At 68.8% G+C, this 24,008-nt stretch carries 24 protein-coding genes and 1 pseudogene; 9 read left to right on the top strand and 16 right to left on the bottom strand.

From position 1 onward, the window contains the following. Nucleotides 1-55: 55 nt before the first annotated feature. On the top strand, nucleotides 56-337 hold the full coding sequence (locus QTI68_RS37125) for a hypothetical protein (protein ID WP_286529230.1): 282 nt from the start codon (nucleotides 56-58) through the stop codon (nucleotides 335-337). 23 nt (nucleotides 338-360) lie between these two features. Next, on the top strand, nucleotides 361-888 hold the full coding sequence (locus QTI68_RS37120; RefSeq protein ID WP_286529229.1) for a septal ring lytic transglycosylase RlpA family protein: 528 nt from the start codon (nucleotides 361-363) through the stop codon (nucleotides 886-888). 15 nt (nucleotides 889-903) lie between these two features. Here the strand turns inward: QTI68_RS37120 and QTI68_RS37115 are convergent, their stop codons facing one another. The 9 genes and pseudogenes from QTI68_RS37115 to QTI68_RS37075 all read right to left on the bottom strand — a co-directional run bounded on the left by QTI68_RS37115 (nucleotide 904) and on the right by QTI68_RS37075 (nucleotide 11,524). Next, the gene (locus tag QTI68_RS37115) at nucleotides 904-2,067 is read right to left on the bottom strand and encodes a CMD domain protein (protein ID WP_286529228.1); all 1,164 of its coding nucleotides are present in this window, start codon (nucleotides 2,065-2,067) and stop codon (nucleotides 904-906) included. Further along, on the bottom strand, nucleotides 2,064-3,380 hold the full coding sequence (locus tag QTI68_RS37110; protein ID WP_286529227.1) for an acyl-CoA thioesterase/bile acid-CoA:amino acid N-acyltransferase family protein: 1,317 nt from the start codon (nucleotides 3,378-3,380) through the stop codon (nucleotides 2,064-2,066). The genes QTI68_RS37115 and QTI68_RS37110 overlap by 4 nt, the downstream gene beginning before the upstream one ends. Before the next feature lie 10 nt (nucleotides 3,381-3,390). Then, entirely contained in the window at nucleotides 3,391-4,956 is a 1,566-nt protein-coding gene (locus QTI68_RS37105) for an ABC transporter substrate-binding protein (RefSeq protein ID WP_286529226.1), read from the bottom strand. Between the two features lie 36 nt (nucleotides 4,957-4,992). Next, nucleotides 4,993-6,033, bottom strand: coding sequence for an ABC transporter ATP-binding protein (locus QTI68_RS37100; protein ID WP_286529267.1), 1,041 nt, complete (start codon nucleotides 6,031-6,033; stop codon nucleotides 4,993-4,995). A gap of 30 nt (nucleotides 6,034-6,063) precedes the next feature. Further along, nucleotides 6,064-7,059, bottom strand: a pseudogene (locus tag QTI68_RS37095) (ABC transporter ATP-binding protein); the annotation flags it as partial. After that, the gene (locus tag QTI68_RS37090; RefSeq protein WP_286529225.1) at nucleotides 7,056-7,964 is read right to left on the bottom strand and encodes an ABC transporter permease; all 909 of its coding nucleotides are present in this window, start codon (nucleotides 7,962-7,964) and stop codon (nucleotides 7,056-7,058) included. The gene QTI68_RS37090 and the pseudogene QTI68_RS37095, both read right to left, overlap by 4 nt. After that, nucleotides 7,961-8,935 carry an ABC transporter permease gene (locus QTI68_RS37085; protein WP_286529266.1) on the bottom strand — a complete coding sequence of 325 codons (975 nt, stop codon included), beginning with the start codon at nucleotides 8,933-8,935 and terminating at the stop codon, nucleotides 7,961-7,963. Before QTI68_RS37085 ends, QTI68_RS37090 begins: the two co-directional genes overlap by 4 nt. Before the next feature lie 82 nt (nucleotides 8,936-9,017). Next, the gene (locus QTI68_RS37080) at nucleotides 9,018-10,523 is read right to left on the bottom strand and encodes a flavin-containing monooxygenase (protein ID WP_286529224.1); all 1,506 of its coding nucleotides are present in this window, start codon (nucleotides 10,521-10,523) and stop codon (nucleotides 9,018-9,020) included. Between the two features lie 11 nt (nucleotides 10,524-10,534). After that, on the bottom strand, nucleotides 10,535-11,524 hold the full coding sequence (locus tag QTI68_RS37075) for a LysR family transcriptional regulator (RefSeq protein ID WP_286529223.1): 990 nt from the start codon (nucleotides 11,522-11,524) through the stop codon (nucleotides 10,535-10,537). A 277-nt stretch (nucleotides 11,525-11,801) separates the two neighbouring features. Between QTI68_RS37075 and QTI68_RS37070 the strand changes: the two genes are divergently transcribed. Then, nucleotides 11,802-12,200: a VOC family protein gene (locus QTI68_RS37070; RefSeq protein WP_286529222.1), complete on the top strand. Its 399-nt coding sequence runs from the start codon at nucleotides 11,802-11,804 to the stop codon at nucleotides 12,198-12,200. 25 nt (nucleotides 12,201-12,225) lie between these two features. Here the strand turns inward: QTI68_RS37070 and QTI68_RS37065 are convergent, their stop codons facing one another. Beyond that, entirely contained in the window at nucleotides 12,226-13,182 is a 957-nt protein-coding gene (locus QTI68_RS37065) for a LysR family transcriptional regulator (protein WP_286529221.1), read from the bottom strand. Between the two features lie 104 nt (nucleotides 13,183-13,286). On the opposite strand from QTI68_RS37065, the gene aptA reads away from it, so the two are divergent. Continuing rightward, nucleotides 13,287-14,645: an omega-aminotransferase AptA gene (gene aptA, locus QTI68_RS37060; RefSeq protein ID WP_286529220.1), complete on the top strand. Its 1,359-nt coding sequence runs from the start codon at nucleotides 13,287-13,289 to the stop codon at nucleotides 14,643-14,645. Between the two features lie 81 nt (nucleotides 14,646-14,726). Here aptA and QTI68_RS37055 read toward each other — a convergent pair whose 3' ends face one another. From QTI68_RS37055 to QTI68_RS37045, 3 genes are read right to left on the bottom strand one after another with little or no spacing between them, the layout of a single operon-like run. Beyond that, nucleotides 14,727-15,419 carry an aromatic-ring-hydroxylating dioxygenase subunit beta gene (locus QTI68_RS37055; protein WP_286529219.1) on the bottom strand — a complete coding sequence of 231 codons (693 nt, stop codon included), beginning with the start codon at nucleotides 15,417-15,419 and terminating at the stop codon, nucleotides 14,727-14,729. Nucleotides 15,420-15,434: 15 nt separating this feature from the next. Beyond that, nucleotides 15,435-16,727 carry an aromatic ring-hydroxylating oxygenase subunit alpha gene (locus QTI68_RS37050; RefSeq protein ID WP_286529218.1) on the bottom strand — a complete coding sequence of 431 codons (1,293 nt, stop codon included), beginning with the start codon at nucleotides 16,725-16,727 and terminating at the stop codon, nucleotides 15,435-15,437. After that, nucleotides 16,724-17,257 carry a hypothetical protein gene (locus QTI68_RS37045; protein ID WP_286529217.1) on the bottom strand — a complete coding sequence of 178 codons (534 nt, stop codon included), beginning with the start codon at nucleotides 17,255-17,257 and terminating at the stop codon, nucleotides 16,724-16,726. Before QTI68_RS37045 ends, QTI68_RS37050 begins: the two co-directional genes overlap by 4 nt. Nucleotides 17,258-18,646: 1,389 nt before the next feature. Here QTI68_RS37045 and QTI68_RS37040 point away from each other — a divergent pair. After that, complete coding sequence (locus QTI68_RS37040; RefSeq protein WP_286529216.1) at nucleotides 18,647-19,186, top strand: hypothetical protein; 540 nt, start codon at nucleotides 18,647-18,649, stop codon at nucleotides 19,184-19,186. Nucleotides 19,187-19,192: 6 nt separating this feature from the next. On the opposite strand, the gene QTI68_RS37035 is transcribed toward QTI68_RS37040, so the two are convergent. The 3 genes from QTI68_RS37035 to QTI68_RS37025 form a co-directional block, all read right to left on the bottom strand. Beyond that, a complete protein-coding gene (locus QTI68_RS37035) occupies nucleotides 19,193-19,450 on the bottom strand; it encodes a hypothetical protein (protein WP_286529215.1) in 258 nt (85 codons plus the stop codon). A gap of 20 nt (nucleotides 19,451-19,470) precedes the next feature. After that, nucleotides 19,471-20,001 (bottom strand): adenylate/guanylate cyclase domain-containing protein, encoded by a 531-nt coding sequence (locus QTI68_RS37030; RefSeq protein WP_286529214.1) that lies wholly within the window; start codon nucleotides 19,999-20,001, stop codon nucleotides 19,471-19,473. Between the two features lie 137 nt (nucleotides 20,002-20,138). Continuing rightward, nucleotides 20,139-20,546: a hypothetical protein gene (locus QTI68_RS37025; protein ID WP_286529213.1), complete on the bottom strand. Its 408-nt coding sequence runs from the start codon at nucleotides 20,544-20,546 to the stop codon at nucleotides 20,139-20,141. Nucleotides 20,547-20,802: 256 nt separating this feature from the next. Between QTI68_RS37025 and QTI68_RS37020 the strand changes: the two genes are divergently transcribed. The 4 genes from QTI68_RS37020 to QTI68_RS37005 all read left to right on the top strand — a co-directional run bounded on the left by QTI68_RS37020 (nucleotide 20,803) and on the right by QTI68_RS37005 (nucleotide 23,979). Beyond that, nucleotides 20,803-21,009, top strand: coding sequence for a hypothetical protein (locus QTI68_RS37020; RefSeq protein ID WP_286529212.1), 207 nt, complete (start codon nucleotides 20,803-20,805; stop codon nucleotides 21,007-21,009). Between the two features lie 174 nt (nucleotides 21,010-21,183). Further along, complete coding sequence (locus QTI68_RS37015; RefSeq protein ID WP_286529211.1) at nucleotides 21,184-22,176, top strand: substrate-binding domain-containing protein; 993 nt, start codon at nucleotides 21,184-21,186, stop codon at nucleotides 22,174-22,176. Nucleotides 22,177-22,180: 4 nt separating this feature from the next. Further along, nucleotides 22,181-22,921: an ATP-binding cassette domain-containing protein gene (locus QTI68_RS37010; protein WP_286529210.1), complete on the top strand. Its 741-nt coding sequence runs from the start codon at nucleotides 22,181-22,183 to the stop codon at nucleotides 22,919-22,921. Between the two features lie 32 nt (nucleotides 22,922-22,953). Further along, complete coding sequence (locus QTI68_RS37005; protein ID WP_286529209.1) at nucleotides 22,954-23,979, top strand: ABC transporter permease; 1,026 nt, start codon at nucleotides 22,954-22,956, stop codon at nucleotides 23,977-23,979. Nucleotides 23,980-24,008 lie beyond the last annotated feature (29 nt).

Raw genomic sequence — 24,008 nt, 5'->3', positions numbered from 1 at the left:
GTGCCAAACTTCGCTGTCCACTTTCCAATTTCAAGGATTTCAGAAGGGAGACACCATGCCGATGGAGTTTCTTCGCCAGGTCGCTGAAGAGAAACTGCCGTTTACTGTCTTCGCACCCTCGGACATCGACAAGCTGCGCGTGCTTCGCGCCGCTGGCCTGGTCACCGCTTTCATTCCACCGGCCGAGGAGATGCGCTCCGGCGCGGAAATGCAGAAGGCGGCCCAGGTGCTGGCGATCACGGCCAAGGGCATCGCGGCCCTGCAGGGGCAGCTCGACGACGCGGACCTGCTGGCGCCCAGCGGGCCCGAAGACGTGGGCAGCGCCAAGTACCTGTAGCGTCGACCATCGGGCCTGCCACCATGTCGACGCGCACTCCATCGCAGCGACTCGCGGCCGCGGCCTGCATCGGATGCCTGGTCGCAGGCTGCGCAACCGCTCCGACCTCGCAAGAGCGGCCTGCACAGCCCGCGGCGCCCGCCGCGCAAGCGACCCAGCCGGCGCCGAAACCAGGCCCCGCCGAAACGAAACCGGGCCTCGACCGCAGCGGCAGCAAGCAAGTCGGCAAGGCGTCGTTCTATGCCGACAAGTTCAGCGGCCGGAAGATGGCGGACGGCAGCCGGATGGACCCGCACGACGACAACGCCGCCAGCAAGACCCTGCCGCTCGGCACCACCGCCCGGGTGACCAACCTGGAGACCGGGCGCAGCGCGGTGATCACCATCCAGGATCGCGGCCCCTATGTGAAAGGCCGCATCGTCGACCTCTCTCCGGCCACGGCGCGCGAGATCGGCATCTCGCGGGAAAACGGCGTGGCGCAGGTCGAAGTCACGCCGCTGTCGATTCCGCAGCCCGACGGGAAAAAGCCCGCCAGCGACGCCGGCCGATGACCGCCGCCGCGCCGATCAGCCGTACACCGGCTCGCCCAGGTTGAGCATCAGCCGGTTGGCCCAGGCAAAGATCGCGACCGCGTGCAGGGTGTCGAGGATCTCGAGGTTCGTGAGCCCGGCGGCGCGAACCGCCTGCAGCTGGGCCGCGCCGAATCCCGCCGGATCGCGGGTGAGCGCGATCGCCAGCCGGACGATCGCGCGCTCGCGCGCCGTGGTGCCGGCGGTCTCCGGCGCTTCGAAGACCTGCGCGATGACGTCGTTGCGCCGCGCCAGCTGCTCGAAGCGCTGCGCGTGCACCGAGGCGCAGTACACGCAACCGTTGATGCGCGAGACCACCGCGCTCGCCAGCTCGCGCTCGGCGCGCGACAGCCCGCCGGGCGCGTACATGATCGCGTTGAACACCGTGGCCCGCTCCTGCAGGATGCGCGGCTGCAGCACCAGCAGCAGGTAGTAGTCGGAGCTGCGCGCCTTCGGATGGCTGCTGTCGAGGACGCGCACCTGCTCGGGCGATGCCTGCGTGAGGTCGAGGGTCGGCAGCCAGGCCTTCCAGCCCAGCGTCTCGCTGGTGTAGCCGTTGATGCGCAGCGGCGCGCCGGGCGGCGGCAGGTTCGCCGGATGCACGAACGGCACCGTGTCTTCGTCCGCGGCCGGCGCCGCGCCGTCGCCGCCGAGTTCGGCCAGCGCCCGCAGGCCCGCGACCACCCGCACCTGGTAGGCCACGAAGGCGATCAGCTGCGCCAGCGCCACGACCTCCGGCGTCGACAGTCCGGCCGCCGGCAGCTTCAGCAGCGCCTCGCGGTCGCCTTCGACCGGACGATCGGTCAGCGTGCGGGCGAAGCTCAGCACGGCCTGCAGGCGAGGGTCCTGGCCCAGCGCTTCGGGCGCCGCACCGTCCGCCGCGGCCTGCTGCGCCGGGCTCAGCGGCGCCAGGGCGTCGAGCCGCGCGCGGTAGTGCGCGTGCAGCGCGTCGCTGCCCGCACTGCGTGCAATGGCGTCGGCGACGAGCAGCCGCTCCACCAGCGGCGAGCCCGAGAGGTCGGGTTCGAACAGGGCCTCGTAGCTGCCTTGCGTTGCGGCCACCACCTTGTGGCGCTGATGGCGCACCGCATGCGTGGCGCTGCCTGCCGCGAGCGGCACGGAGGCGTCGACCAGGTCGACGGAAGGATTCGAATCGGTCATGGGCTTGTGTCTCCAGGGGATGCGATGCGCGCGGCCACGGCCTGCTGCAGGAAGCGCAGCACGCCCTGCCAGGAAGCCTCGTCCGCATGCGCGTTGTGGGCGGGCGTGCCGCCCGAAGTGCTGCGACGGCCCGACACCGGGTGGGCATAGCCGAGTTGCGTGGTCGGCACGCAGGGGAACAGGATCGAGTGGCCCGCGCCCTCGAAGTCCAGGTGCGCCACCACATGCGGGTGTCCGAACTGCGCCAGCCGCTCGGTCACCATGCGGCCGTAGAGGCTCGACGGCCAGGAGCCGTCGTCCGTGGCCGACAGCACAATCACCGGGCCACGGATCTTTTCCACCGGGATGCGCGCGCGTTCTACCGCGTCCGGATCCTGCAGCGCCGTCAGCAGCGCATCGGCATGGCGGCGCGGCTCGGGGCCTTCGTCCCAGGGCGCCCAGGTCGCGGTGCGGTTGTTCTCCCACACATGCGGCAGAGGGCGGCCGCGGAAGATCCAGGCCGGGCCTTCGCGGCCGAGCGCCGGATCGCAGGCGTTCTGCGCGCAGTGCACCACGGCGCCGGGCACATAGCCGATCACGGCCGACACCGACGCCGGGAACAGCGTGCCGAGCAGCAGCACCAGCTCGCCGCCGCGCGACTGGCCGCTGAGGGCGACGAAGCCGTGCAGCGGCTTCAGCGTGCGATGCATCCAGGCCAGCGCCGTCTCGAAGTATTCGAGCCGGGTGGCAGAGATGTAGTCCGACAGGCCCGGCGCCTTGAAGTAGCCGAGCGCGAATGCCGCGTAGCCATGCGAGGCATACAGCGCGGCACGCGGCTCGTTGATGCCGCCGCCCGAGCCGTTGAGGATCATCACGGCGGGATGCGGACCGGGCCCGGCGGGCAGGAACAGCGTGCCGACCAGGCCCTCCTCGCGCACTTCGCGGCGCGTCACGCCTGCCGCGGCCAGGCGCTGCACGAAGCCGCCGCGCACCGGTCGGGCGTCGCCGTCGCGCCGCACGAGGATGTCGGTTGCGAGCGCCGCCGCCGGCTCGCCGCCGAACAGCTCGCGCGCACCGGGCGTGTCCGGCACCTGCGACCAGACCAGGCCCATCGCCGACACGCCCTGGTAGCTGCCCGCCACCGGCGCGTCGCGCAAGAGGTCGACCGTGCCTTCGGCATCGGCGACGAAACGCGCCGCCGCGCGCCAAGGCACGCCCGCCCCGCGCAGCGTGCGGCTGGCGATCTCGACCTGCTCGCCCGGCGCCAGGCCATCGAGCGCGATCCGCCGCGGCACGTCGATCAGCGCGTCCTCGGGCGTGATGCTGAGCCTCATGCGCCGGCCTTCACTTGACTTGCGTGACCTGCATCGCGGTCGTGCGGTCGCTCAGCAGCGGCACGACCTTCAGGCCCTTCTTCGCGGCCCAGATGTTCTGGTAGTGGTAGAGCGGGATCTGGCCGACGTCGTCGGTCACCAGCTTGGCGGCATGGCGGAAGATGGCTTCGCGGCGCTTGGCGTCGAACTCGACGGTGGCCGCATCCAGCGCCTTGTCGACCGCCTCGTTGCTGTAGCCGCCCCAGTTGTTCGAACCGCGTCCGCGCTTGGCGTCGGGCGTGGCCAGGGTCTGCAGCAGGCCGTAGCCGGCCTCGCCGGTGCCGTTGCCCCAGGCGATCACGCTGACCGCGTAGTCGTTCTTGGTGGCCCGGCTCGAATACACCGACCAGGGCACCACCTCGACCTTGGTCTTCACGCCGATGCGGCTCCAGAACTGCGCCACCGCCTGCACCGTCTCGGGCGCCTGCGGATAGCGGTCGCCCGGCACGTGGATCGCGATCTGGAAGCCCTGCGGGAAGCCCGCCTCGGCCAGCAGCTTCTTGGCCTGCTCGATGTTGTAGGGAATGGCGGGCACCTCGGGGTTGTAGCCGAAGCTGCCCTTGGGCATCCACTGGTTGGCCTCGGTCACGGTGCCCTGCAGGATGCGGTCGACGATCGCCTTGCGGTTGATGGCGAGCGACAGCGCCTGGCGGACCCTGACATCGAGCAGCGGATTCTTCTCGAGCGGCTTGCCCGCGTTGTCGGTGATGAACTCGTTCGGCCCGGCCTTGAAGTTCGGCTGCAGCAGCAGCACGCGCAGGCCCGGGTAGGTGTAGACGCTGACCTTCGGGTCCTTGCGCAGCTTCTCCACGTCGGTCACCGCGACCTTGTCGATCACGTCGACGTCGCCGGCCAGCAGTGCCGCCGTGCGGGCCGCGCCGTTGCTGATGAAGCGGTAGTTGACCTTCTCCCACAGCGGCTTCGGACCGTAGTAGCCGGGATTGCGCTCGAACACCGTGCGGTCGCCGGGCACGTAGGAGATGAACTTGTAGGGGCCCGAGCCGACGACGGCACGGCCGGCGTTGTAGTCCTCGGTCTTGGACTTCTCGCCGACATGCTTGCTCACGACGTAGATCGATGCGATGTCCAGCGGCAGCATCGGGTTGGGCGTGCTGGTCTTGACGATCAGCGTGGCCGGGTCCTTGGCGGTGGCCGACTCGACCGTGCGCAGCGCGCCCGAATACGAGGCCACGCTGCCCGGCACGCTGCGTGCGCGCTGGAACGAGAACACGATGTCGTCGGCCGTGAAGGGCGAGCCGTCCTGCCACTTGATGTCGGTGCGCAGCTTGAATTCCCAGGTCTTGTCGTCGAGCGCCTTCCAGCTCGATGCCAGCGCGGGCTCCAGCTTGCCGCCGTCCCGCGAATTGATGATCGAGTCCCAGAAGTGCAGCGCCAGCGAACGGTCGCCCGCATGGTTGTTGAGCTCCGGGTCGACCGAGGAGATCGGGTCGGCGAAGCCGATGGACAGCGTCTGGGCGGACGCGGCGACGCCGCTGACGAGCAGCGCGGCGGCAACGATGGGAAGCAGGCGGTTCATGTGGATACCCTCAGGAAGGACAAGTGAAGCAGGGACTCAGTGGGCGTCGTGCAGATGGCACGCGCTCGCGTGATGGATGGCGATGCCGCGCAGCCGCGGCGTCTCGGTGCGGCAGCGCGGCATCGCCTGCGGACAGCGCGGATGGAAGTGGCAGCCGGACGGCGGCGCGATCGGGCTCGGGATCTCGCCGCGGATCGCGCTGAAGCGCGCGCCGCGCGCCTCGATGCTCGGGATCTCGGCCAGCAGCGCCTGGGTATAGGGATGCGCGGGCCGCGCGAACAGCTCGGCCACCGGCGCGCTCTCGACCACCCGGCCGAGGTACATCACGGCCACGCGGTCGCACAGGTGCTCGATCACGCCGAGGTCATGGCTGATGAACAGATAGGCCAGGCCCAGCTGGTCGCGCAGGTCCATGAAGAGGTTCAGGATCTGGGCCTGGATCGACACGTCCAGCGCCGCCACCGCCTCGTCGCTCACCAGCATCGACGGCTGCACCGCCAGCGCGCGGGCGATGCCGATGCGCTGGCGCTGGCCGCCGCTGAACTGGTGCGGGTAGCGGTGGCGCAGCGCGGGGTCGAGCCCGGCGCGCTGCAGCTGGGCGCAGACGTAGTCGTCCAGCCCGGCGGCGTCGGTCAGGCCATGCAGCAAGGCGGCCTCGCCGACGATGCGCGAGACGCGCAGCCGCGGGTTCAGGCTCGCATACGGATCCTGGAACACCATCTGGATGCGCAGCCGCGCGGCCAGCTGCTCGGCCGGCGTGAAGTCCGCGGCCGGCGTGCCGCCCACGATCACTTCGCCTTCGGTGGGCCTGAGCAGGCCGGCCGCGATGCGGCCCAGGGTCGACTTGCCGCAGCCGGATTCGCCGACCAGCCCGACCACTTCGCCGGGCCGCACCGACAGGTCGACGCCGTCGACCGCATGCGTGACGACCGGCGGCCGGCTCCAGCCGACGCTGCGCAGCGCGCGCCCCACCACACCGGGCGGCGGCGTGGCGCCGAAGCGCTGCGCGACCTGCCGCAATGCGATCAGCGGCGGCGCCTGGTCGTTGGCCGCCGGCGCCCGCGGCGCAACCGGCAGGCGCACCGCTGCCGGCTGCGCCGGCCTGCCCTGCTGCGGATGGAAGCAGCGCACCTGGTGCCAGGGTGCCTCGTGGCGCGGCCGCGAGATCTCCGGGCGCGTTTCGCAGGCCGCGTCCGCATGGGGGCAGCGCGGCGCGAAGGCGCAGCCGGCCGGCATCTTCAGCAGGCTGGGCGTCATGCCCTGGATCTGCCGCAGCCGCGCGCCGCGCTCGTTGGCGCCGGGCAGGCTGTCGATCAGGCCGCGGGTGTAAGGATGGCGGGGATGGTCGAGCACGTCGTCCACCGTGCCGTGTTCGACGATGCGCCCCGCGTACATCACGGCGATCTCGTCGGCCAGGCCGGCCACCACCGACAGGTCGTGGCTGATCCAGATCAGCGACGTGCCGGTCTCGCGCACCAGCTTCTGCACTTCGGAGAGGATCTGCGCCTGGATCGTCACGTCCAGCGCCGTGGTCGGCTCGTCCGCGATGATCAGGTCGGGGCCGTGCAGCATCGCGATGGCGATCGCCACCCGCTGGCGCATGCCGCCCGAGAGCTGGTGCGGGTAGGCGCGCAGCCGCTCGTCCGGGCTCGGGATGCCCATCCGCCCCAGCGTGTCGCGGGCATGGCGGCGCGCCTCCTCCGCCGAGACCCGCCGGTGCGCCTGCACCGCCTCGATCATCTGCGCATCGACCCGCAGCACCGGGTTGAGCGTGGCCATCGGGTCCTGGAAGATCATCGCGATGCGGTTGCCGCGCAGCGCGCGCCGTTCGCCGGCCGCCAGCTGCGTCAGGTCGCGGCCCTGGAACAGCACCTGGCCGCCCTCCACCCGGCCCGGCGGATCGACCAGGCCCATGATCGAGAAGCCGGTCACCGACTTGCCGGAGCCCGACTCGCCCACCAGCCCCAGCACCTTGCCGCGGCCCAGCGTGAACGACACGCCGTCGACCACCGGCAGCACGCCGGCGCGCGTGTGGAAGCGCGTCTGCAGATTGCGCACTTCCAGCGTCGGCAGTTCGAGTTCGGGCGCGAGAACGGCGCTCATTTCTGCAACCTCGGGTTGAGCACGTCGCGCAGCTGGTCGCCGACCAGGTTGATCGCGACGATGGCGGCCAACAGGGCGACGCCGGGAAAGAAGCTGATCCAGTACTCGTTCGACAACAGGTACTGGTAGCCGTTGGAGATCAGCAGGCCGAGCGAGGGCTCGGTGATCGGCACGCCCAGCCCCAGGAACGACAGCGTCGCCTCCAGCGTGATGGCGCGCGCGATCTGCAGCGCGCCGATGACCAGCAGCGGCGGCAGGCAGTTCGGCAGGATGTGGCCGGTGAGGATGCGCCAGCGCGGAATGCCCTGCCCCTGCGCCGCATCGACGTACTCGCGGCGCGCCTCGACCAGGGCCTGGCCCCGCGCGGTGCGCGCGTAGTAGGCCCATTCGAGCAGCACCAGCGTCAGCATGACGTTGCCCACGCCCTTGCCGACGTAGGCCAGGATCATCAGCGCCATCAGGATGGTCGGGAACGACAGCAGCAGGTCGACCAGCCGCATCAGCAGCGCGTCGACCTTGCCGCCCGCGTAGGCGGCCACGAGTCCGACCAGCGTGCCGACCACCGCGGCGATCAGTGCCGAGCCGACGCCGACCGTCAGGCTGATGCGCAGCCCGTAGATGATGGCCGAGTACAGGTCCCTGCCCTGCCCGTCGGTGCCGAGCCAGTAGGTGTAGCCGCCTTCGCTGCTGTGCGAACCGGGCGGCAGGCGGGCGTCGAGCACGTCCAGCTGCAGCAGGTCGTAGGGGTTCTGCGGCGTGATCCAGGGCGCCAGCAGCGCAGCCAGCACCACGATGCCCAGCACCACCAGGCCGCCCACCGCGATGCGCGAATGCAGGAAGTCGGCGGCGACCCGCCACCAGATCGAGCGCTCGTCGTAGGTCTTCGCCACGCTCACGCCGCTCATCGGGCACCTTCCAGCCGCACCCGCGGGTCCAGCAGCTTGTAGAGCAAGTCCACGATCAGGTTCAGCGTCACGAAGATCACGACCACCACCATCAGGTAGGCCACCACCACCGGCCGGTCGAGCGAGTTGATGCTGTCGAGGATCAGCTTGCCGGCCCCCGGCCAGGCGAAGATGGTCTCGGTGACCACCGCGTAGGCGATGGTCGCGCCCAGCTCCAGCCCGAGCACCGTGACCAGCGGGATCATGGTGTTGCGCATGACGTGCATCAGCATCACGCGGGTCGGCGAGAGGCCCTTGGCGCGCGCGAACTTCACGAAATCCTGCGGCAGCACCTCGCGCACGCCGGCGCGCGTGAGCCGCAGCACCAGCGATATCTTGAACAGCGCGAGATTGAAGGCCGGCAGCAGCAGGTGCTGCAGCCCGTCGAGCGTCAGCCAGGACCACTGCACGCCGAACAGCGCACGGGTCTCGCCGCGGCCGCTGGCGGGCAGCCAGCCCAGCTGCACGCTGAACACCATGATCAGCATCAGCGCCACCCAGAAGGCCGGCAGCGAGAAGCCGACGATGCTGGTGGCCATCAGCGTGCGCGACACCGGGTGCTCCGGCTTCATGCCCGCGAACAGCCCCAGCGGCACGCCGACCACGATCGCCATCAGCAGCGCCGCGAAGGCCAGCTCCATGGTCGCGGGCAGGCGCTGCAGGATCAGGCGCACCGCGTCCTCCTGGTAGACGAAGCTGCGGCCCAGGCTGCCGTGCAGCGCGCCGTCGACGAAGGCCAGGTACTGGCGCCACAGCGGCTGGTCGAGCCCGAGCCGCGCGATGGCGGCGAGCCGTTCCTGCTGGTTCATGTCCTCGCCGATCAGGATGTCGATCGGGTTGCCGATGGCGTGCAGGCCGATGAAGACGATCAGCGTCATCGCCACCACCACGAGCAGCGCCTGCAGCAGGCGGCGCAGCAGCCAGCCGGTCACTTCGGCCCCCACGCTCGGCACTGCGTGTCCTCGCTGCCCCCCGAGGGGGCGCGAGCTTGCTTGGGGCGGCCCGGCGCGGCGCTCACCGGGCGACCTCGCGGTCGGCCGCCTCGACGTACGGCGGCAGCACCGAGGGCGTCCATTCGTCGCCATCGAGCTCAGGCTCCGCATAGCGTTGCATGGCGGCGAAGTGCAGCTCGGCGTCCTCGCTCAGCAACTTGGCCGCGAGGCCGCGCGCCAGCCGCTGGGCACCGTCGGTGATCTGCGGGATGTCGCCGGCCGCGGCGCCGTGCGAGAGCGAGGCGGCGTAGTTGAAGCAGTGCACGCGCTCCAGCCCCGGGCAGGCGCCCGGCGTCTTCGGCTGGAACTCGAACAGCGGGCCGAGGTCGGGCGACTCGGCCAGTTCGGTGTCGGCCGTGCCCTCGGGCGGTGCGAAGCGGTCCTGCCAGACCCGCACCTGCGGCGCGAAGGCGGCGAACTCGGGACGCAGCGCCCAGTCGGTGCGGAAGCCGGTGCTGAAGACCACGAAGTCGACCGCCAGCGGGCCCCGGCTGGTGTCGAGCCGCAGCACGCCGTCGGCCCGCCGGACGGCGCCGAGCACCGAGGTGCCGAGCTGGAAATGGGCCGCGGCATGGCGCGACACGCGCAGCGTGCTGCCGTGCGGCGGCGGCACCTGCTGGACGTTGATGTAGTGGCGCATGCGCCATTTCCACTCGTCCGGCAGCTGCCAGAAGCCATGCACCATCCCCGGGCTGCCCGCGCCCTTGCCCTTGTTGACGCGCGGCAGGTCGGCGCGCCGGATCAGCAGGTCGACCCGCCCGGCACCGGCTTCGAGCGCCGAGGCGGCGGCGTCCATCGCCGAGGCCCCGCCGCCGACCACCGCGACGCGCCGGCCCCGCAAGCTTTCGGCGTCCCAGAGATCGGACGAATGGGCCCATCGATCGCGTGGCAGCGCGGCCGCCCAGTCGGGCACCCAGGCGCCGCCCAGGCCGTCGCGGCCAGTGGCGAGCACCACGTGGCGCGCCTGGACGCTGTAGGCCCTGCCATCGGCCGTGCCGTCCACCAGGTCGAGCTGCACCACGCCGTCGACGCGCGGCAGCACCGCCCGCACCTGCTGTTCGTTGCGCACGTCGAGGCCCAGCACGCTGCGATACCAACGCAGGTATTCGGCCCACTGCAGGCGCGGGATCTTGTCGAGCGCGTCCCAGGCCGCCAGCCCGAACTGGGCCTCGAACCAGGCGCGGAAGGTCAGCGCCGGCAGGCCCAGCGCAGGGCCGGTGAGTTCCTTGGGCGAGCGCAGCGTCTCCATCCGCGCGGTCGTGGCCCAGGGCCCTTCGAAGCCGGCCGGCGAACGGTCGTAGATGCGGGCGCGCAGGCCCAGGTGCGTGAGCGTCGCCAGCAGGGCCAGGCCCGCCATGCCGCCGCCGACGATGGCCACGTCCAGCGGCGCCTCGCCCGGCCCGTCCTTCAAGGGCACCCAGGGCTTGGCGGGCAGGCCGAGCCAGGCCAGGTCCTGGCGCAGGCGTGCCTCGAGCGCCGCCAGCCCGGCGGGCGCTTCGGCGATCGGTGGTGGGAGCTTGGCCTTCATCGCGGATGCTTTCAGAAAGAAGTGTCGTCGCCGGACGGCCGCGCAGCGTCGCCATAGACGCTCTGCAACAGGGCCGCATGGGCGGAGGGATCGTGGCGCACGAAATGCGGCAGGGCGCTGGCGGCTTCGAGCAGCGCGTCGATCAACGCGCGCACGGGCGGCGTGACCGGCCGGGCCTGGGGCGTGACCACGCCGAAGATGAAAGGGATGTCGGTGTCCAGCGGCCGCACCGCCAGGCCCTCCATCGGGGCGCCGCGGGCGGTCAGCGGCTCCAGCACCGCCACGCCGAGGCCGGCCCGCGCGAGCGCTTGAGCGTTGACCGAGGAGTTGGTCTCGATCAGCGCGGCCTGTTGCGTCGGCGGGTGGCCGGCGCGCGCCAGGGTGGCGTCGAGCCGGCGGCGCAGGCGAAAGGGATTGCTCATCGTGATGAGCCGGCGCTGCGCCAGCGCCGCCAGAGGCACCACCGCGTGGGCGGCCAGCGGATCGTCGTGCGGCAGCACGGCCACGCAGGGCATCTCGCCGATCCAGTGCACGTCGAGGCCGCGATGCTCCAGTGGCAGGCTGCTGGCGCCGAGCTGGACTGCGCCGCTGAGCACCGCATGGACGACCTGTTCGGGCGAGGCGCTGCGCAGCTGGATCGGCGCGGCGCCGGCCTGCGCTTCCAAGCGCTGCAAGGCCTGCGGCAGCAGTCCGACCGCCAGCGCGGAGGTGGCGGCCAGCACCAGGGGCTGCGCGTTGCCGCGCGCGATCTCGGCCGCGCGCAGATGGATCTGCTGGAGGCCGCCCAGGGCGCGCTCCACGTCTTCATAGAGCAGGAAGCCCTGCTCGCTGGGCGTCACGCGGGGACCATGGCGGGTGAACAGCGCATAGCCGATCTCGGCTTCGAGTTCCTGCACCAGCCTGGACACCGCCGGCTGCGAACGCGCCAGCAGCCGGGCGGCGCCAGTGACGCTTCCGGTCGACATGACGGCGGCGAAGGCCTCAAGCTGGCGCAGTTCCATGGGTTTGACTATCCATATTGATAATCATCAGGCATTTATCATGCCATTTACAAATACTTCCTTTCCATAAGCTTAGAGGGGAACTGTCTTAGTTACCGCGAAAATCGAAAAAATGTCGATGATCCGCCAAAACAGAAGGGAGGCGTCGAAGGCCGAGGGGCGGGCTGGCGGGTGATGCAACCAGGAGTGAAGATGTCGTTCGCAGCATGTCTCGACAAGATCCGGGCCGGCACCCCTGTCCGATGGTCGTCTCAACCCCACGCAGGAGGGCCTCCCAATGACAAACTCACTGCAGCGCATCAGTGCCATGAGCCTGTTCGTCGAAGACCTGCAGGCCGCCAAGACCTTCTACCAGGCCGTATTCGGCGTTCAGGTGATCTTCGAGGACCAGAACTCGGTGGCGGTCGGTTTCGAAAACCTGATCGTCAACCTGCTGAAGGTCGACAGCGCCCGCGAGCTCGTCCAGCCTGGCCGCGTGGCCGCGGCAGATGCCGGCTCCCGCTTCCAGCTCAGCATCTGGGTCCCTGACGTCGATGCGGTCTGCCGCGCGTTGCAGCAACGCGGCGTGACCTTGCTGGCCGGCCCTGTCGACAAGCCCTGGGGCATGCGCTGCGCGAGCTTCGTCGATCCCGCGGGCCACAGTTGGGAAGTGGCAGCGAAGATCCATCCGGCGTAGCGACCGCGCCACGCCGGGACCGTCCTCAGCCGACGCCTGCGCGCCCCCGCGCATGCGATTCGGCCAGGCACTGCGCGAACAGCTGCGCGGCGCGCGAAGGCTGCGGTGCGCGGCGCACGATCGCCACGAACCTGCAGTCGTAGTGGAAGCGGTCCGGCCGCACGGCCCGCAGCTGGCCGCGGCGCTCGAAAGCCTCGGCGTAGTGGTCGGGCAGGAAGCCCAGGAAGCGCCCCGAGAGGATCAGCGTGGCGATCGCCTCCTGGTCGAATCCGGTCGCCGTACGGACCAGCCGCGCCTGGTGGCTCAGTTCCATGTTGGGCGAGTGGTAGCCGAGTCCGGCGAAGGCATGACCCTTGAGGCGCGCCCAGGTGAGCCCGCCGTGGGGACCGTCGAACAGCGGATGCCCGGCGCCGCAGTAGAGCAGCATCTTCTCGCCGAACAGGTCGGTGTAGGCCAGGCTGGCCGAGCTGCGGTGCGCCGGGATCACGCCGACGTGGAAGCCGCCGTCGATGATGCCGCGCTCGATCGCATTGATGGTCGCCACGTGCATGCTCAGGCTCACGTCCGGCGCGCGGTCGTTGAAGCGCGCGATGGCATCGCCGATGCGCGCCTCGGGGTTGGTGGCGGTCTTGTCGAACACCGCGACCTCGAGCCGGCCGCCCATGCGCTGGTGGATGTCATCGATGCTTTCGCGAAAGACATCGACCGACGCCAGCAGGCGCAGCGTCTCGCGATAGACGCGCTCGCCTTCGGGCGACACCGCGAAACCGCCGCGCCCACGCCGGCACAGCACGACGCCCAGCCGCGTTTCGAGATCCTTGACGTGGCGGCTGACCGTCGAGGTTCCGATGTTGAGCTCGAGCTCGGCGGCGGCCATGCCGCCGCACTCCACGACGCTCTTGAAGACCCGCAGCAGGCGCAGGTCCATGTCGCTGAGATGGCCCAGCACGGCCTTCGATCTGGAAGCCTTCGTTACTTTCATGATTCGTCAAGTGAACATTGATATTGGTGCCTTTGACGAAGTATGAAGGCTGCCAAGAATGATCGCCCAACCACTCGACGCCGCCTGCCCCGCGGGAAGATCCCATGACCGTCCTGACACCCCCTTCGCCTGCGCTGACGCCCGTGGTGCGCACCGACGCCGCCTGGCTCGACGCCCACTGGATGCCCTTCACCGCCAACCGGCAGTTCAAGGCCGATCCGCGGATGATCGTGGAAGCCCGCGGCGCCTACTTCACCGACGCCGACGGCCGCAAGATCTTCGACGGCCTGTCGGGCCTCTGGTGCTCGGGGCTGGGCCACGGCCGCCCCGAGATCACCGAAGCCGTGAGCCGGCAGATCGCCAGGCTCGACTACGCGCCGGCCTTCCAGCACGGGCATCCGCTGTCCTTCGAACTGGCCAACAAGCTCAAGGAACTGACGCCCGAAGGCCTCGACTACGTCTTCTTCACCGGCTCGGGCTCGGAGGCCGCCGACACCTCGCTCAAGATGGCGCGCGCCTACTGGCGGGCCCGGGGCCAGGCGAGCAAGACGCGCCTGATCGGCCGCGAGAAGGGCTACCACGGCGTCAACTACGGCGGCATCTCGGTCGGCGGCATCGGTGCCAACCGCAAGCTGTTCGGGCAAAGCATCGAAGCCGACCACCTGCCGCACACGCAGCTCGCCGACAACGCGTTCAGCCGCGGCATGCCGGACCACGGCGCGGCACTGGCCGAGCGCCTGCTCGACCTGATTGCGCTGCATGACGCGTCGAACATCGCGGCGGTGATCGTCGAGCCCTTCTCTGGCTCCGCCGGCGTCGTGGTGCCGCCGCAGGGCTATCTGCAGCGCCTGCGCGAGATCTGCACGGCCCACGACATCCTGCTGATCTTCGATGAGGTCATCACGGGCTTCGGCCGCTGTGGCGCGATGACCGGCGCCGACGCCTTCGGGGTCGTGCCCGACATCATGAACGTGGCCAAGCAGGTCACCAACGGGGCCCAGCCGCTCGGCGCCGTGATCGCCAGCAAGGCCATCTACGACACCTTCATGGCGGTCGGCGGGGCCGACTACCTGCTCGAGTTCCCGCATGGCTACACCTATTCCGCCCACCCGGTGGCTTGCGCCGCGGGCATCGCTGCCCTCGAGGTCCTGCAAAAGGAAAGGCTGGTCGAACGGGTCGCGGCGCTGGCGCCTTTCTTCGAGGCGGCGGTCCACAGCCTGAAGGGAAGCCGGCACGTCGTCGACATCCGCAACTACGGCCTGGCCGCAGGCATCACGCTGGCGGCGCTGCCGGGCGAGCCGGCGCGCCGCCCCTACGAGGTGGCCATGGCGTGCTGGCGCAAGGGCTTCTACGTGCGCTACGGCGGCGACACGATCCAGCTCGCCCCGCCCTTCATCGTCGAGAAGGCCGAGATCGAGCGGCTGGTCAGCGCGCTGGGCGAGGCATTGGCCGAGACCGCCTGAGCCTCGAAGGTCGCGCGCTGGACCCAGGTGGTGAAGGACGAGAACATCGCGCCGCCGCCGAACTGACAGGCACCTTGGCAGCTAAACCCAGATCTGCAGCACGTAGTCGAACGGCGCCTGCCCGTTGAAGAGGTCGACCCGCTGCAGCACGATGCGCAGCGCGCCGCCCGCGTCGCGCGCCAGCGTGTGCCGGTAGGTGCCGCCGAAATGCCGTACCGTGTCGCGGCGCAGCTCCATCAGATGGAAGCGCGAGCGCACATGGAAAGTCGCGCCGTCCACCGACTCGATCGCGACATTGCCGACGATGTGATTGGTCTCCCACATCGGTGCCTGCGACCATGCGTTGGGGTGCGAGACGCGGCCCTTGCGGATCTCCATCATCAGCTTGTCCTCGGCGAAGATCGAGGGCGAACCCTCCCACTCGGTCTGCTCGAGCGTGACCGGCATCCAGTAGACGCCGCGGTCGTCGAACAGGTCCATCCACGCCTGCCACAGCTTGCGGTCGAGCAGCTCGGCCTGCAGGTAGAGCAGCTGCTCGACCTCGCGCTGCAGGTCGCTGTCCACGACCAGGCCGGCACGCGGCACGGCCTGCGCGGCAGGCGCGGCGCCGAGCTGCGGTGCGCGCGGCGAGTGGTCGGGTGCGAGCACCTGCGCGCCGGTGGGCGCATCGCCGCTCGCGGCCTCGATCACCACGTCCTGCGCGAGCAGGTGCTCGAAGTCGGGTCCGGCGTTCGGGATGGCGGCGCTCGGGCTGTCGGAAGATGGCTGGCTCATGACGTGGCTCCTGCACTACGAAGCCATGTAGGTCGACCAGGCGCGAAACTGGCTTCGCATCACCGCCTCGGAAGTTCCGTGGCTGGAATAGGTCACGCCGCCCTCCTCGCGGTCGTCGCCGAAGTAGCGATGGAAGCTGACCCAGTCGCCGCCATTCGACTGCAGACCCCACTGCCCCTTGGTCCAGTTCTCGAGGTCGTCGGCATTGATCATCGTGGCTGGAGAATTCACGAGGTTGTAGTACCAGAGGCTGCGGCGATAGATGGCCTCGGGCGCACCCTTGAGGCGGAAGTGCCAGATCTCCGACAGCGTCTTGTCGGGCGCGATCGGCCGCAGGCAGCGCAGCTGCTGCAAGGGCGACTGCACCGACAGGTAGGGATAGATCAGCACGTGATGAATGCTGCGCGACAGGTATTCCTCGGCGCGTTGCTCGCCGTAGGCCTGCTTCAGCAGTGCCTCGTGCGCGAGCGTGTCGGGGTCCTGCGGGCGCAGGCCCATGTAGGCCTTCAGGATGCCGTGTCCGCGCGGGAAATTGATCGTCTGCACCGAGTCCCACTGCTCGAAGCTCGACGCGAAGGCCGAGAGGTAGTGGTAGTACAGCGGCACCTTCTCCTGCTGCGCCTTCAGCCGCTTCTCGACCCGCCCGGCCGCGATGCCGGTCGACTGGTGCGTGACCGAGGGATGCAGCGCGTCAAGCTGGTTCTCCATGAAGAACTTCCAGTTCGAATGCTGGATCACGCGATGGCAGATCGGCACCACCTCCACCTCGCCGACCGGCGAGCGGTCGCACATGTCGTCGAAGGCGACGCGCGCCTCGCCGAGGAATTCCTTCAACGAAGGGCCGTCGTGCGAGAGGCTGGCGAAGACGAAGCCCCGATAGCTCTCCACGCGCGCTGCGCGCTTCACGCCGCAGTCGGGGTTGTCGCGCGTCATGCGCGTGCCTTCATAGCCCTGGGCCAGCGGGATTGCACGCACGCTGCCGTCCAGGTGGAAGCTCCACGCGTGGTAGGAGCAGACGATGCTGTGCCCCGTGTTGCCCTTCAGGTTGCCCACGAGTTGCACGCCACGATGCGGGCAGCGGTTGTGCAGAACCTGCACCGAGCCGTCGGCCTGCCGCACCATGAACATCGGCTGGCGGCCGATGGTGACGGCGTGGTAGTCGCCGGGATTCGGCACCTGCGACAGGTGGCCGCAGTAGACCCATATGCGCTCCCAGATCTTCTCCATCTCGGCATCGAAGATCGCGGCATCGGTGTAGACGGTCTTGTGAACGCGGTCGGGCTCGACCAGCGCATCGAGGTTCATCATCGACTGCCCCCTTGTTGCCTAACGCCCGGCGGCACCACCACCGGGTCCGCCGCCCGCACCACCGGCCCCGCCCGCGCCACCACCGGCGCCGCCCCCGGGGCCAGCCCCTGCTCCGCCACCCCCGCCGGCGCCGCCGGGGCCACCGGGGCCACCTCCAGGACCGGCTCCGGCCCCAGGTCCGCCTCCTGCTCCTGCTCCTGCTCCTGCTCCTGCTCCTGCTCCTGCTCCTGCTCCTGCTCCTGCTCCGGCACCAGCGCCAGCACCCGCTCCGGCTCCCCCGCCAGCGCCACCACCCGCTCCCGCTCCGCCACCCGCTCCAGCACCGGCCCCTCCACCTGCCCCGCCACCACCACCACCGGCGCCCCCACCACCTCCCGCACCACCACCAGCACCACCACCAGCACCAGCGCCTGCACCGGCACCTCCACCTCCACCTCCACCTGCGCCTCCACCGCCCGAGCCGCCGCCGCCTGCTCCGCCACCATCAGCCTGGCTCGCAGGCCCACCACCGCTCGCCACGGCCATGCCACGCAGCGCAGTCCAGCCCGTTCCTCGGGTGCTGGCGAGCGATGTTCCGGTGGCCGCCGATGGCTGCGTCCCCGGGCCAGCCGACTGGGTCGTGCTGGCGCAAACGGCCTCGCCGAAGGGGTTGTAGCGATCACAGGGCAGATTGCCTACGGCCCTGGACGCGATTCCCGAGCGAACCGCCTGCGAGGTCTCGGGCGGCCCCGCTCGCACCGGTGCAGCCTCGGCGGCAGCTGATGGGAGAGGCGCGAGCGGCGCCCGGGGAGCGCTCTCGAACGTGGTCGCCGCCTCGCGTCGCTTCGGCGCCGAGGCGACGACCTGGACGCGGCGCCGGGGGCTCGACAACGGCTTGGCGACAGGGCGATCCGGGCTGGCGGACACTTCGGCCCCGGTCGTCTCCTGACTCGCGGCCTCCACCGGTGGGTCTGCGTGAGCATCGGCTCGGGGCTCCGGGCCCGGCAGTGACACGTCGGTCATCGTCGCAGCGACGGGGCTCTGCGGCGCCTCCTCGGGCGCGGATGCAGGCGGCATCTGCAACGACACGGGCGGCGAGTTCGAGACTGTCGACACCGGGTCCGGGATCGCGACCGCGACCGCGTCTCGAGTCTCAGGCGCCGTCTGAATGAGGCGCTGTGGCGAACTCGGGACCGGCGCCTCCCGGACCGCCCGGGTCGAATGCCAATACACGACACCCGCGGACGACACCAAGAGGACGAACAACAGCGACAGCAGCGGGATGGCGGCCCGCGGAGCCAGCGCGAGCCATGGGCCTCGCTTTGGCACTGGCACCGTCTTTCGAAGCGATGCGCGCGCAACCACGCGGTCCAGCGGTCTGGACGGTGGCATGGCCCCCGCCGCGCGCGCATCCGGCAACGTCGGAAGGAAGGCCCCAGCGTCGAAGCGCAGGCCTGAGAACTTGCCCGCGCAGCCACGGCAATATCTGGCGCGGTCCTTGTTGGCCGTGTGGCACGAGTCGCAGTACTTCGTCATTTCCGGGGCTCCTGCGGTACTTCGTGCGCAGTCACGGCGCCGACAAGAGGAGCGCCGCCGAGACCGGCATCCCATGCGCTCTACAGGCAGTCGGGGCGTCGAAGCATCGCGACCTTCGCGTTCGCGCCCCGCCATGCCGCGCACGGAACGGCGATGGGCTTGAATCCCGAGTCACAAAGTTGGCTGTTGGCGCCGCAGTTACCCTGGACATCGCGCTCCCCCAGTGAATTGTGATCAGCTCACATTGAACCCCTTTCTCGCAAAAGGAGGGGCCGTTCTCGCGAGCAGGGGCCTTGGACATTTGGTAACCAAGCGTTACGGAATTCCCAGCAGCGTGGGATGATCCATTTCATGGACGTGGAGCCGATCCGGTCCTAAAGACTCCAAGGCTTCCTCGATACGAAGTGACCCTACGTCGCGTTCTGCTTGTGATCGCCTTCCTGGTCGCCACGGGTGCCTGGATTGCCGTCGTCTATTGGATGACGGGGATGGAACGCAAGGAGGCGGCCTACCTGGACATCGACCTCGCGGAGATTCCGACGGGCAGCCCGAAGTTCTACACCTTCCAACGTACACCCCTGGCCCTCGTGCGAACCACCGATGCGATGCTCGATGACCTTGAGGCGCAAACCGCCCACACCTGGAACCATCGTCCGATCGCGGCCGGGCGTCCATCGTTCTTCATCTACTCCCTGCTGAGCCCGGCCGACGGATGCGAGGTGGAACACCTGCCCAAGGGCGCGGACCGCTACGCGCCGGTGCGCCCGTGGCAAGGCGGCTATCACGATCCGTGCCGTTTTGCCGAATGGGACTACGCTGGCCGCGCGATCAAGCAGTACGCGGACCAGGACGCGCGGCTGCTGCAGATGGCCGACCTGGATATTCCGGACTTCGAAGTCAGGGATCACCACATTCTGCGGATCACGCGTGCTCCGAAGCGATAGTCGAGATCAGTCCACCAACCGCGCTTCTTCCGGCATCCCTGCCTTGCGAAGACCTTCGGTCAGCAAGTCCAGATCCGCTGCGCGCCAGTAGGCTGCGATGGCCCGCACCGATGCCATCGAGAATCCGGGACTGATGCGCCAAACCTCCGCCAAGGCCTCGTGCGCAAGGGTGTCCTCACCCAGCTGGCCATGGCACGCGGCGAGAAAGAAATGCGCGGGTAACGATTCGGGATTGTGGGCGACGCTTCGCTTGATGAACTGCACGGCATCCTGGAAACGACGCATCAAGAAACAGGCGTGGCCAATGTAGGGGCAGGCTCGGATCGAGGCTCTTGGCCAACTCCGCCAATTCGAAGGCCCGCTCCAGCGCTCCCGGTAAACCGGAAAACAAATCGTGCAGGTAGAAGTGTGACGCCGCCCGGTTCGGCAAGAACCTGCAGCCGCGCCGCGATGTTCACTCCATCGCCGTACACCGTACCGTCGGCCTTTTCGATCACGTCGCCCAGGTGCACGCCGATGCGAAAGTGCATGCAACGGTCTTCGGGCAAGCCGGTCGCGAGCCCCGCCAGGTCTCGCTGCGCTGCGAGTGCCGCCGTGACGGCACCCGCGGCGCTATCGAACACCGCCAGCACCGAGTCGCCTGCCGTATCGATCACGCGTCCGCCGTGCAAGACGACATGCTCGCGGAAAACCGCGCGCGCGGCGCGGAGCGCCGCGACGGTGCCGCGCTCATCAAGCGACATCAGGCGCGAATAGCCTGCGGCGTCCGCGGCCAGGATGGCCAGAAGGCGACTGCGCAGGTCCGGCGTTTGCATGGGGACATTGTGGCGGATCGCCTCGCTCGTGGGCCAATGCTGCCGCAGCCAGGCCGGTTCGAAGTCTCGCTGTGATGGATGCCGCCGCCGATGCATGAATGTCCGGCGTTCGCCCACGCGAAAGTCGGCAAAGGGGGCTAGTTCGAACCCTTCGAACACTTCACCTTCATCTCCGAGCAGAACAAAAGGATGCGTTCGAGGATGAGCGATGAGACGTTCTGGTCGCCCGTGTGGGCAGACGTGATCAGGATTTGAGAAAGCTTGTCCGATAGTGCGTTGACCTGCAGCCCCGCGATCTGGACGTTGTTCGTGAACTGGATGGAGCGCCCTTGCTGGTCTTGGCCAGTGATCCGCAACTGAGGCTGGGCACTGAGGTTGCGGAGTGCGACGGCGTAGACTTTCTCGGCAGGAACCTCAACCACCACGGCGGCGGTGTCGTACGCAACGCCGCCGTTGCCTTGCTGTTGCGACATCTGCTCCACCCGACCGATGACGTGCCGAGCGATGAAAGCAATTTGCGCGTGGACGTGCGTGGTCCATGCCATGGCAGCAATCATTGCAAGCCACAGAACAGGTCTTGCCCAATGCATCTGAGACTTCATTTGAGTTGGTGACTGGCGACAGGCACTTTCACATTGGGGGGCGGATCTCGAATTTGCTACGGTGGATTGTGGCAACTGCTCTTCGCTCTGTCCATATGCGTGCACGACGAGCGCCTGGCAGCGAGAACACTAGGCGAACTCGGCGTGCAGTTGCGTTCTCCGAGTTGCCGGCATCTCCCCACATTTGAGGAGATGGCCTGTGGCTGCCCTGCCGCGGGCACTGCGACTGGGGCCGCACTGCCCGGCAGGCCTTCCGCGCGACATCCTGGGCGGCTTCCTGTCGCCCGACGAAAGCGAGCCGTACGGGCGTCCGGTCGGCGTCGCGATCGGGCCCGACGGCGCGCTGCTGGTGGCTGACGACGTGGGCGACGTCATCTGGCGCGTCACCGCCAGCGGCGCGGACTAGTCCAAAAGGCCCGCCACCTGCTCACGGTTCGGGTCTACACGCTCGACAGCGCCCAGCCCCGGTCCTATAGTCCGACTTCTCTTGGGTCACGAACAGCCGCAGGAGAGATCCGCGGCTTGCCGGCGGTGCAAGAGATTTCGACAGTTGTGCATATCCAATAATCCAGGAGACGCAATGAACAAGTCGCTTCTCAAGTTTGTCGGCGCAGCATTGGCGGCGCTTCTCGTCGCCGCACCGGCGATGGCCCAGAAGAAGACCCTGGCGGTCGTGGTCAAGGGTCTGGACAACCCCTTCTTCACCGTGCTCGGCGACGGCTGCGCGCTCTGGAACAAGGAAAACCCAAGCTCCGAATACACCTGCCTCTACACCGGGCCGGCATCGAGCGCGGACGAGGCCGGCGAAGTGCAGATCGTCGAAGACCTCATCAACAAGGGCGTGGCGGGCATCGCCATTTCGCCCTCCAACGCGCCGGCCATGGCCACCATGCTCAAGGCCAAGGCACCGAAGATGCCGATCATGACCATCGACGCCGATCTTGCCGCGGCCGACCGGTCGCTGCGCAAGACCTACCTGGGCACCAACAACTACGACATGGGCGTGCTGATGGCCAAGCACCTCAAGCAGCTCAATCCCAAGGGCGGCACGGTTTGCATGCAACTGGGCAACGTGGCCGCCGACAACATCAATGCCCGTGCAGCCGGCTTCCGCGACACCATTGCCGGCAAGAAGGGCGTCGATCGGCTGAAGGGTGACGGCGGCTGGACCGAGATCGACGGCTGTCCGCTCTTCACCAATGACCAGATCGACCTGGCCAACCAGCAGATGTCGGACGTGTTCACCAAGAATCCGAAGCTCAATGCCTTCATCCTCGTGGGGGGCTGGGCGCAGTTCGGTCCGTCCGCGTATGCACAGGTGACGGACCAGGTGATGGCCAAGCTGAAGTCCAAGGAGCTGATCATCATCGCCGGTGACACGTTGCCGCCGCAGCTCGACGCGCTGAAGAATGGCCGCAGCCATGCGCAGATCGGCCAACGCCCCTTCGAAATGGGGCATCGCGCGCCCGCCGTGCTGATCGACCTCATTGGTGGCAAGAAGGTCGCCGACCCGCTCTACACCGGGCTGGACGAATGCGTGCCGACCAATCTGGACAAGTGCCCGGCGAAGTAGTCGCATGGCTGTTCTGGAGCTCGCCCGGGTCTCCAAGCATTTCGGCGCCATCCAGGCGCTCATCGACGTCTCGCTGCGCATCGAGCCCGGCGAGGTCGTCGGCCTGATGGGCGACAACGGCGCCGGCAAGTCGACGCTGGTGAAGATCGTCGCGGGCAACTACCCGCCCAGCGACGGCACGGTGATGATGGAAGGCCGCACGGTGGCCTTTCACAAGCCGGCCGACGCGCGCGGCGAAGGCATCGAGATCGTCTACCAGGACCTCGCCCTGTGCGACAACCTGACGGCGGCCGAGAACGTCTACCTCGGGCGCGAACTCACGCGCGGCTTCGGCCCCGTCAAGGTGCTGGACTATCGCGCCATGTTCAAGCGCGCGGCCGAACTCTTTGCCGAGTTGAAGTCGGAGACACGGCCGCGCGACCTGGTGCGCCGGATGTCCGGCGGCCAGCGGCAGGCGGTGGCCATCGCGCGCACACGCCTGGCCGATCCGAAGATCGTGCTGATGGACGAGCCCACGGCCGCCATCAGCGTGCGCCAGATCGCCGAGGTGCTGAACCTGATTCGGCGCCTGCGAGAGCACGGCATCGCGGTGGTGCTCATCAGCCATCGCATGCCGGACGTGTTTGCGGTGGCAGACCGCATCGTCGTGCTGCGCCGCGGCGTGAAGGTGGCCGACAAGCCCATCGCCCACAGTTCCCCGGAGGAGGTCACCGGCCTCATCACCGGCGCCATCGAAACCGCATGATCACACCCGACCCAACGACAAGGCAGTCCGACATGGCCGCAAGCCTCGAGGACAGCATCGACCGGCGCGTGCATGGCAACTGGCTGAGCTGGCTCGTCAGCCAGCAGACCTTCTGGGTTTCGGTGGCGGCCGTTGTCGCGTTCGTGGTGCTTACCTTCGCGAGCGATGTCTTTGCGACGCAGCAGAACCTCTTCAACGTCACTCGCAACTTCGCCTTCGTCGCGATCATTGCGATCGGAATGACGGCCGTCATCGTCACCGGGGGCATCGACTTGTCGGTGGGCGCGGTGCTCGTGCTGTCGGGCATGGTGGTCGGGATGACGATGCACACGGGCACATCGATCTGGGTGGCGATTCCGCTGGCACTGGGCGCATCGTTGCTGGCGGGTGCGATCAATGGCTTCATGATCGCCTACATCGGCGTGCCGCCGTTCGTGGTCACGCTGGGCATGCTTTCCATCGTGCGCAGCCTCGCGATGGTGCTGTCGAACAACCGCATGGTCTACGAGTTCGGGCCGGACCAGCCGAAACTGCTCGCGCTGGGTGGCGGCTTCGTCAGCGTGTCACTGCCCTTCGTCGACCCCATCCGGGTGCCGAGCCCGGTGCTCTTCCTGATCGTTCTGCTCCTGATCGCGAGCTTTCTGTTTCGCTGGACGCGCTGGGGCCGGCACCTGTATGCCATCGGCGGCAATGAACGTGCGGCAACGATGACGGGTGTGCCGGTGAAATTGGTGAAGGTGAGCGTCTACATGTTCTGCGCGCTGTGCGCGGGCATTGCGGGCGTGCTCGAAGTCGGCTGGCTCGGCACTGTGACGACCAGCCTGGGACAGGGCATGGAGTTGTCGGTGATCGCGGCGTCCGTCATCGGCGGAACCAACCTGGCGGGCGGCATCGGCACGGCCTTCGGCGCCGTGGTGGGCGCGGCCTTGATCGAGGTGATTCGCAACAGCCTGATCCTTCTGGGCATCAGTACCTTCTGGCAGGGCACCTTCGTCGGAGGATTCATCATCGTGGCGGTGCTATTCGACAGACTACGGGCGCGCAGCGCGAACGAGTGACACGTCGGGCCACGCGCGCCGGCAAAGCG

It is taken from the genome of Variovorax sp. J31P207 (assembly GCF_030316965.1).
Lineage (GTDB): Bacteria > Pseudomonadota > Gammaproteobacteria > Burkholderiales > Burkholderiaceae_C > Variovorax > Variovorax ginsengisoli_B.
This window is presented reverse-complemented; position numbering and strand designations above follow the sequence as displayed.

What these genes read in the sequence shown, in the direction of transcription:
- QTI68_RS37125 (WP_286529230.1), top strand. Translation starts at nt 56, where the DNA reads ATGCCGATGGAGTTTCTTCGCCAGGTCGCTGAAGAGAAACTGCCGTTT.
- QTI68_RS37120 (WP_286529229.1), top strand. Translation starts at nt 361, where the DNA reads ATGTCGACGCGCACTCCATCGCAGCGACTCGCGGCCGCGGCCTGCATC.
- QTI68_RS37115 (WP_286529228.1), bottom strand. Translation starts at nt 2,067, where the DNA reads ATGACCGATTCGAATCCTTCCGTCGACCTGGTCGACGCCTCCGTGCCG.
- QTI68_RS37110 (WP_286529227.1), bottom strand. Translation starts at nt 3,380, where the DNA reads ATGAGGCTCAGCATCACGCCCGAGGACGCGCTGATCGACGTGCCGCGG.
- QTI68_RS37105 (WP_286529226.1), bottom strand. Translation starts at nt 4,956, where the DNA reads ATGAACCGCCTGCTTCCCATCGTTGCCGCCGCGCTGCTCGTCAGCGGC.
- QTI68_RS37090 (WP_286529225.1), bottom strand. Translation starts at nt 7,964, where the DNA reads ATGAGCGGCGTGAGCGTGGCGAAGACCTACGACGAGCGCTCGATCTGG.
- QTI68_RS37080 (WP_286529224.1), bottom strand. Translation starts at nt 10,523, where the DNA reads ATGAAGGCCAAGCTCCCACCACCGATCGCCGAAGCGCCCGCCGGGCTG.
- QTI68_RS37075 (WP_286529223.1), bottom strand. Translation starts at nt 11,524, where the DNA reads ATGGAACTGCGCCAGCTTGAGGCCTTCGCCGCCGTCATGTCGACCGGA.
- QTI68_RS37070 (WP_286529222.1), top strand. Translation starts at nt 11,802, where the DNA reads ATGACAAACTCACTGCAGCGCATCAGTGCCATGAGCCTGTTCGTCGAA.
- QTI68_RS37065 (WP_286529221.1), bottom strand. Translation starts at nt 13,182, where the DNA reads ATGAAAGTAACGAAGGCTTCCAGATCGAAGGCCGTGCTGGGCCATCTC.
- aptA (WP_286529220.1), top strand. Translation starts at nt 13,287, where the DNA reads ATGACCGTCCTGACACCCCCTTCGCCTGCGCTGACGCCCGTGGTGCGC.
- QTI68_RS37055 (WP_286529219.1), bottom strand. Translation starts at nt 15,419, where the DNA reads ATGAGCCAGCCATCTTCCGACAGCCCGAGCGCCGCCATCCCGAACGCC.
- QTI68_RS37050 (WP_286529218.1), bottom strand. Translation starts at nt 16,727, where the DNA reads ATGATGAACCTCGATGCGCTGGTCGAGCCCGACCGCGTTCACAAGACC.
- QTI68_RS37030 (WP_286529214.1), bottom strand. Translation starts at nt 20,001, where the DNA reads ATGCAAACGCCGGACCTGCGCAGTCGCCTTCTGGCCATCCTGGCCGCG.
- QTI68_RS37025 (WP_286529213.1), bottom strand. Translation starts at nt 20,546, where the DNA reads ATGGCATGGACCACGCACGTCCACGCGCAAATTGCTTTCATCGCTCGG.
- QTI68_RS37015 (WP_286529211.1), top strand. Translation starts at nt 21,184, where the DNA reads ATGAACAAGTCGCTTCTCAAGTTTGTCGGCGCAGCATTGGCGGCGCTT.
- QTI68_RS37010 (WP_286529210.1), top strand. Translation starts at nt 22,181, where the DNA reads ATGGCTGTTCTGGAGCTCGCCCGGGTCTCCAAGCATTTCGGCGCCATC.
- QTI68_RS37005 (WP_286529209.1), top strand. Translation starts at nt 22,954, where the DNA reads ATGGCCGCAAGCCTCGAGGACAGCATCGACCGGCGCGTGCATGGCAAC.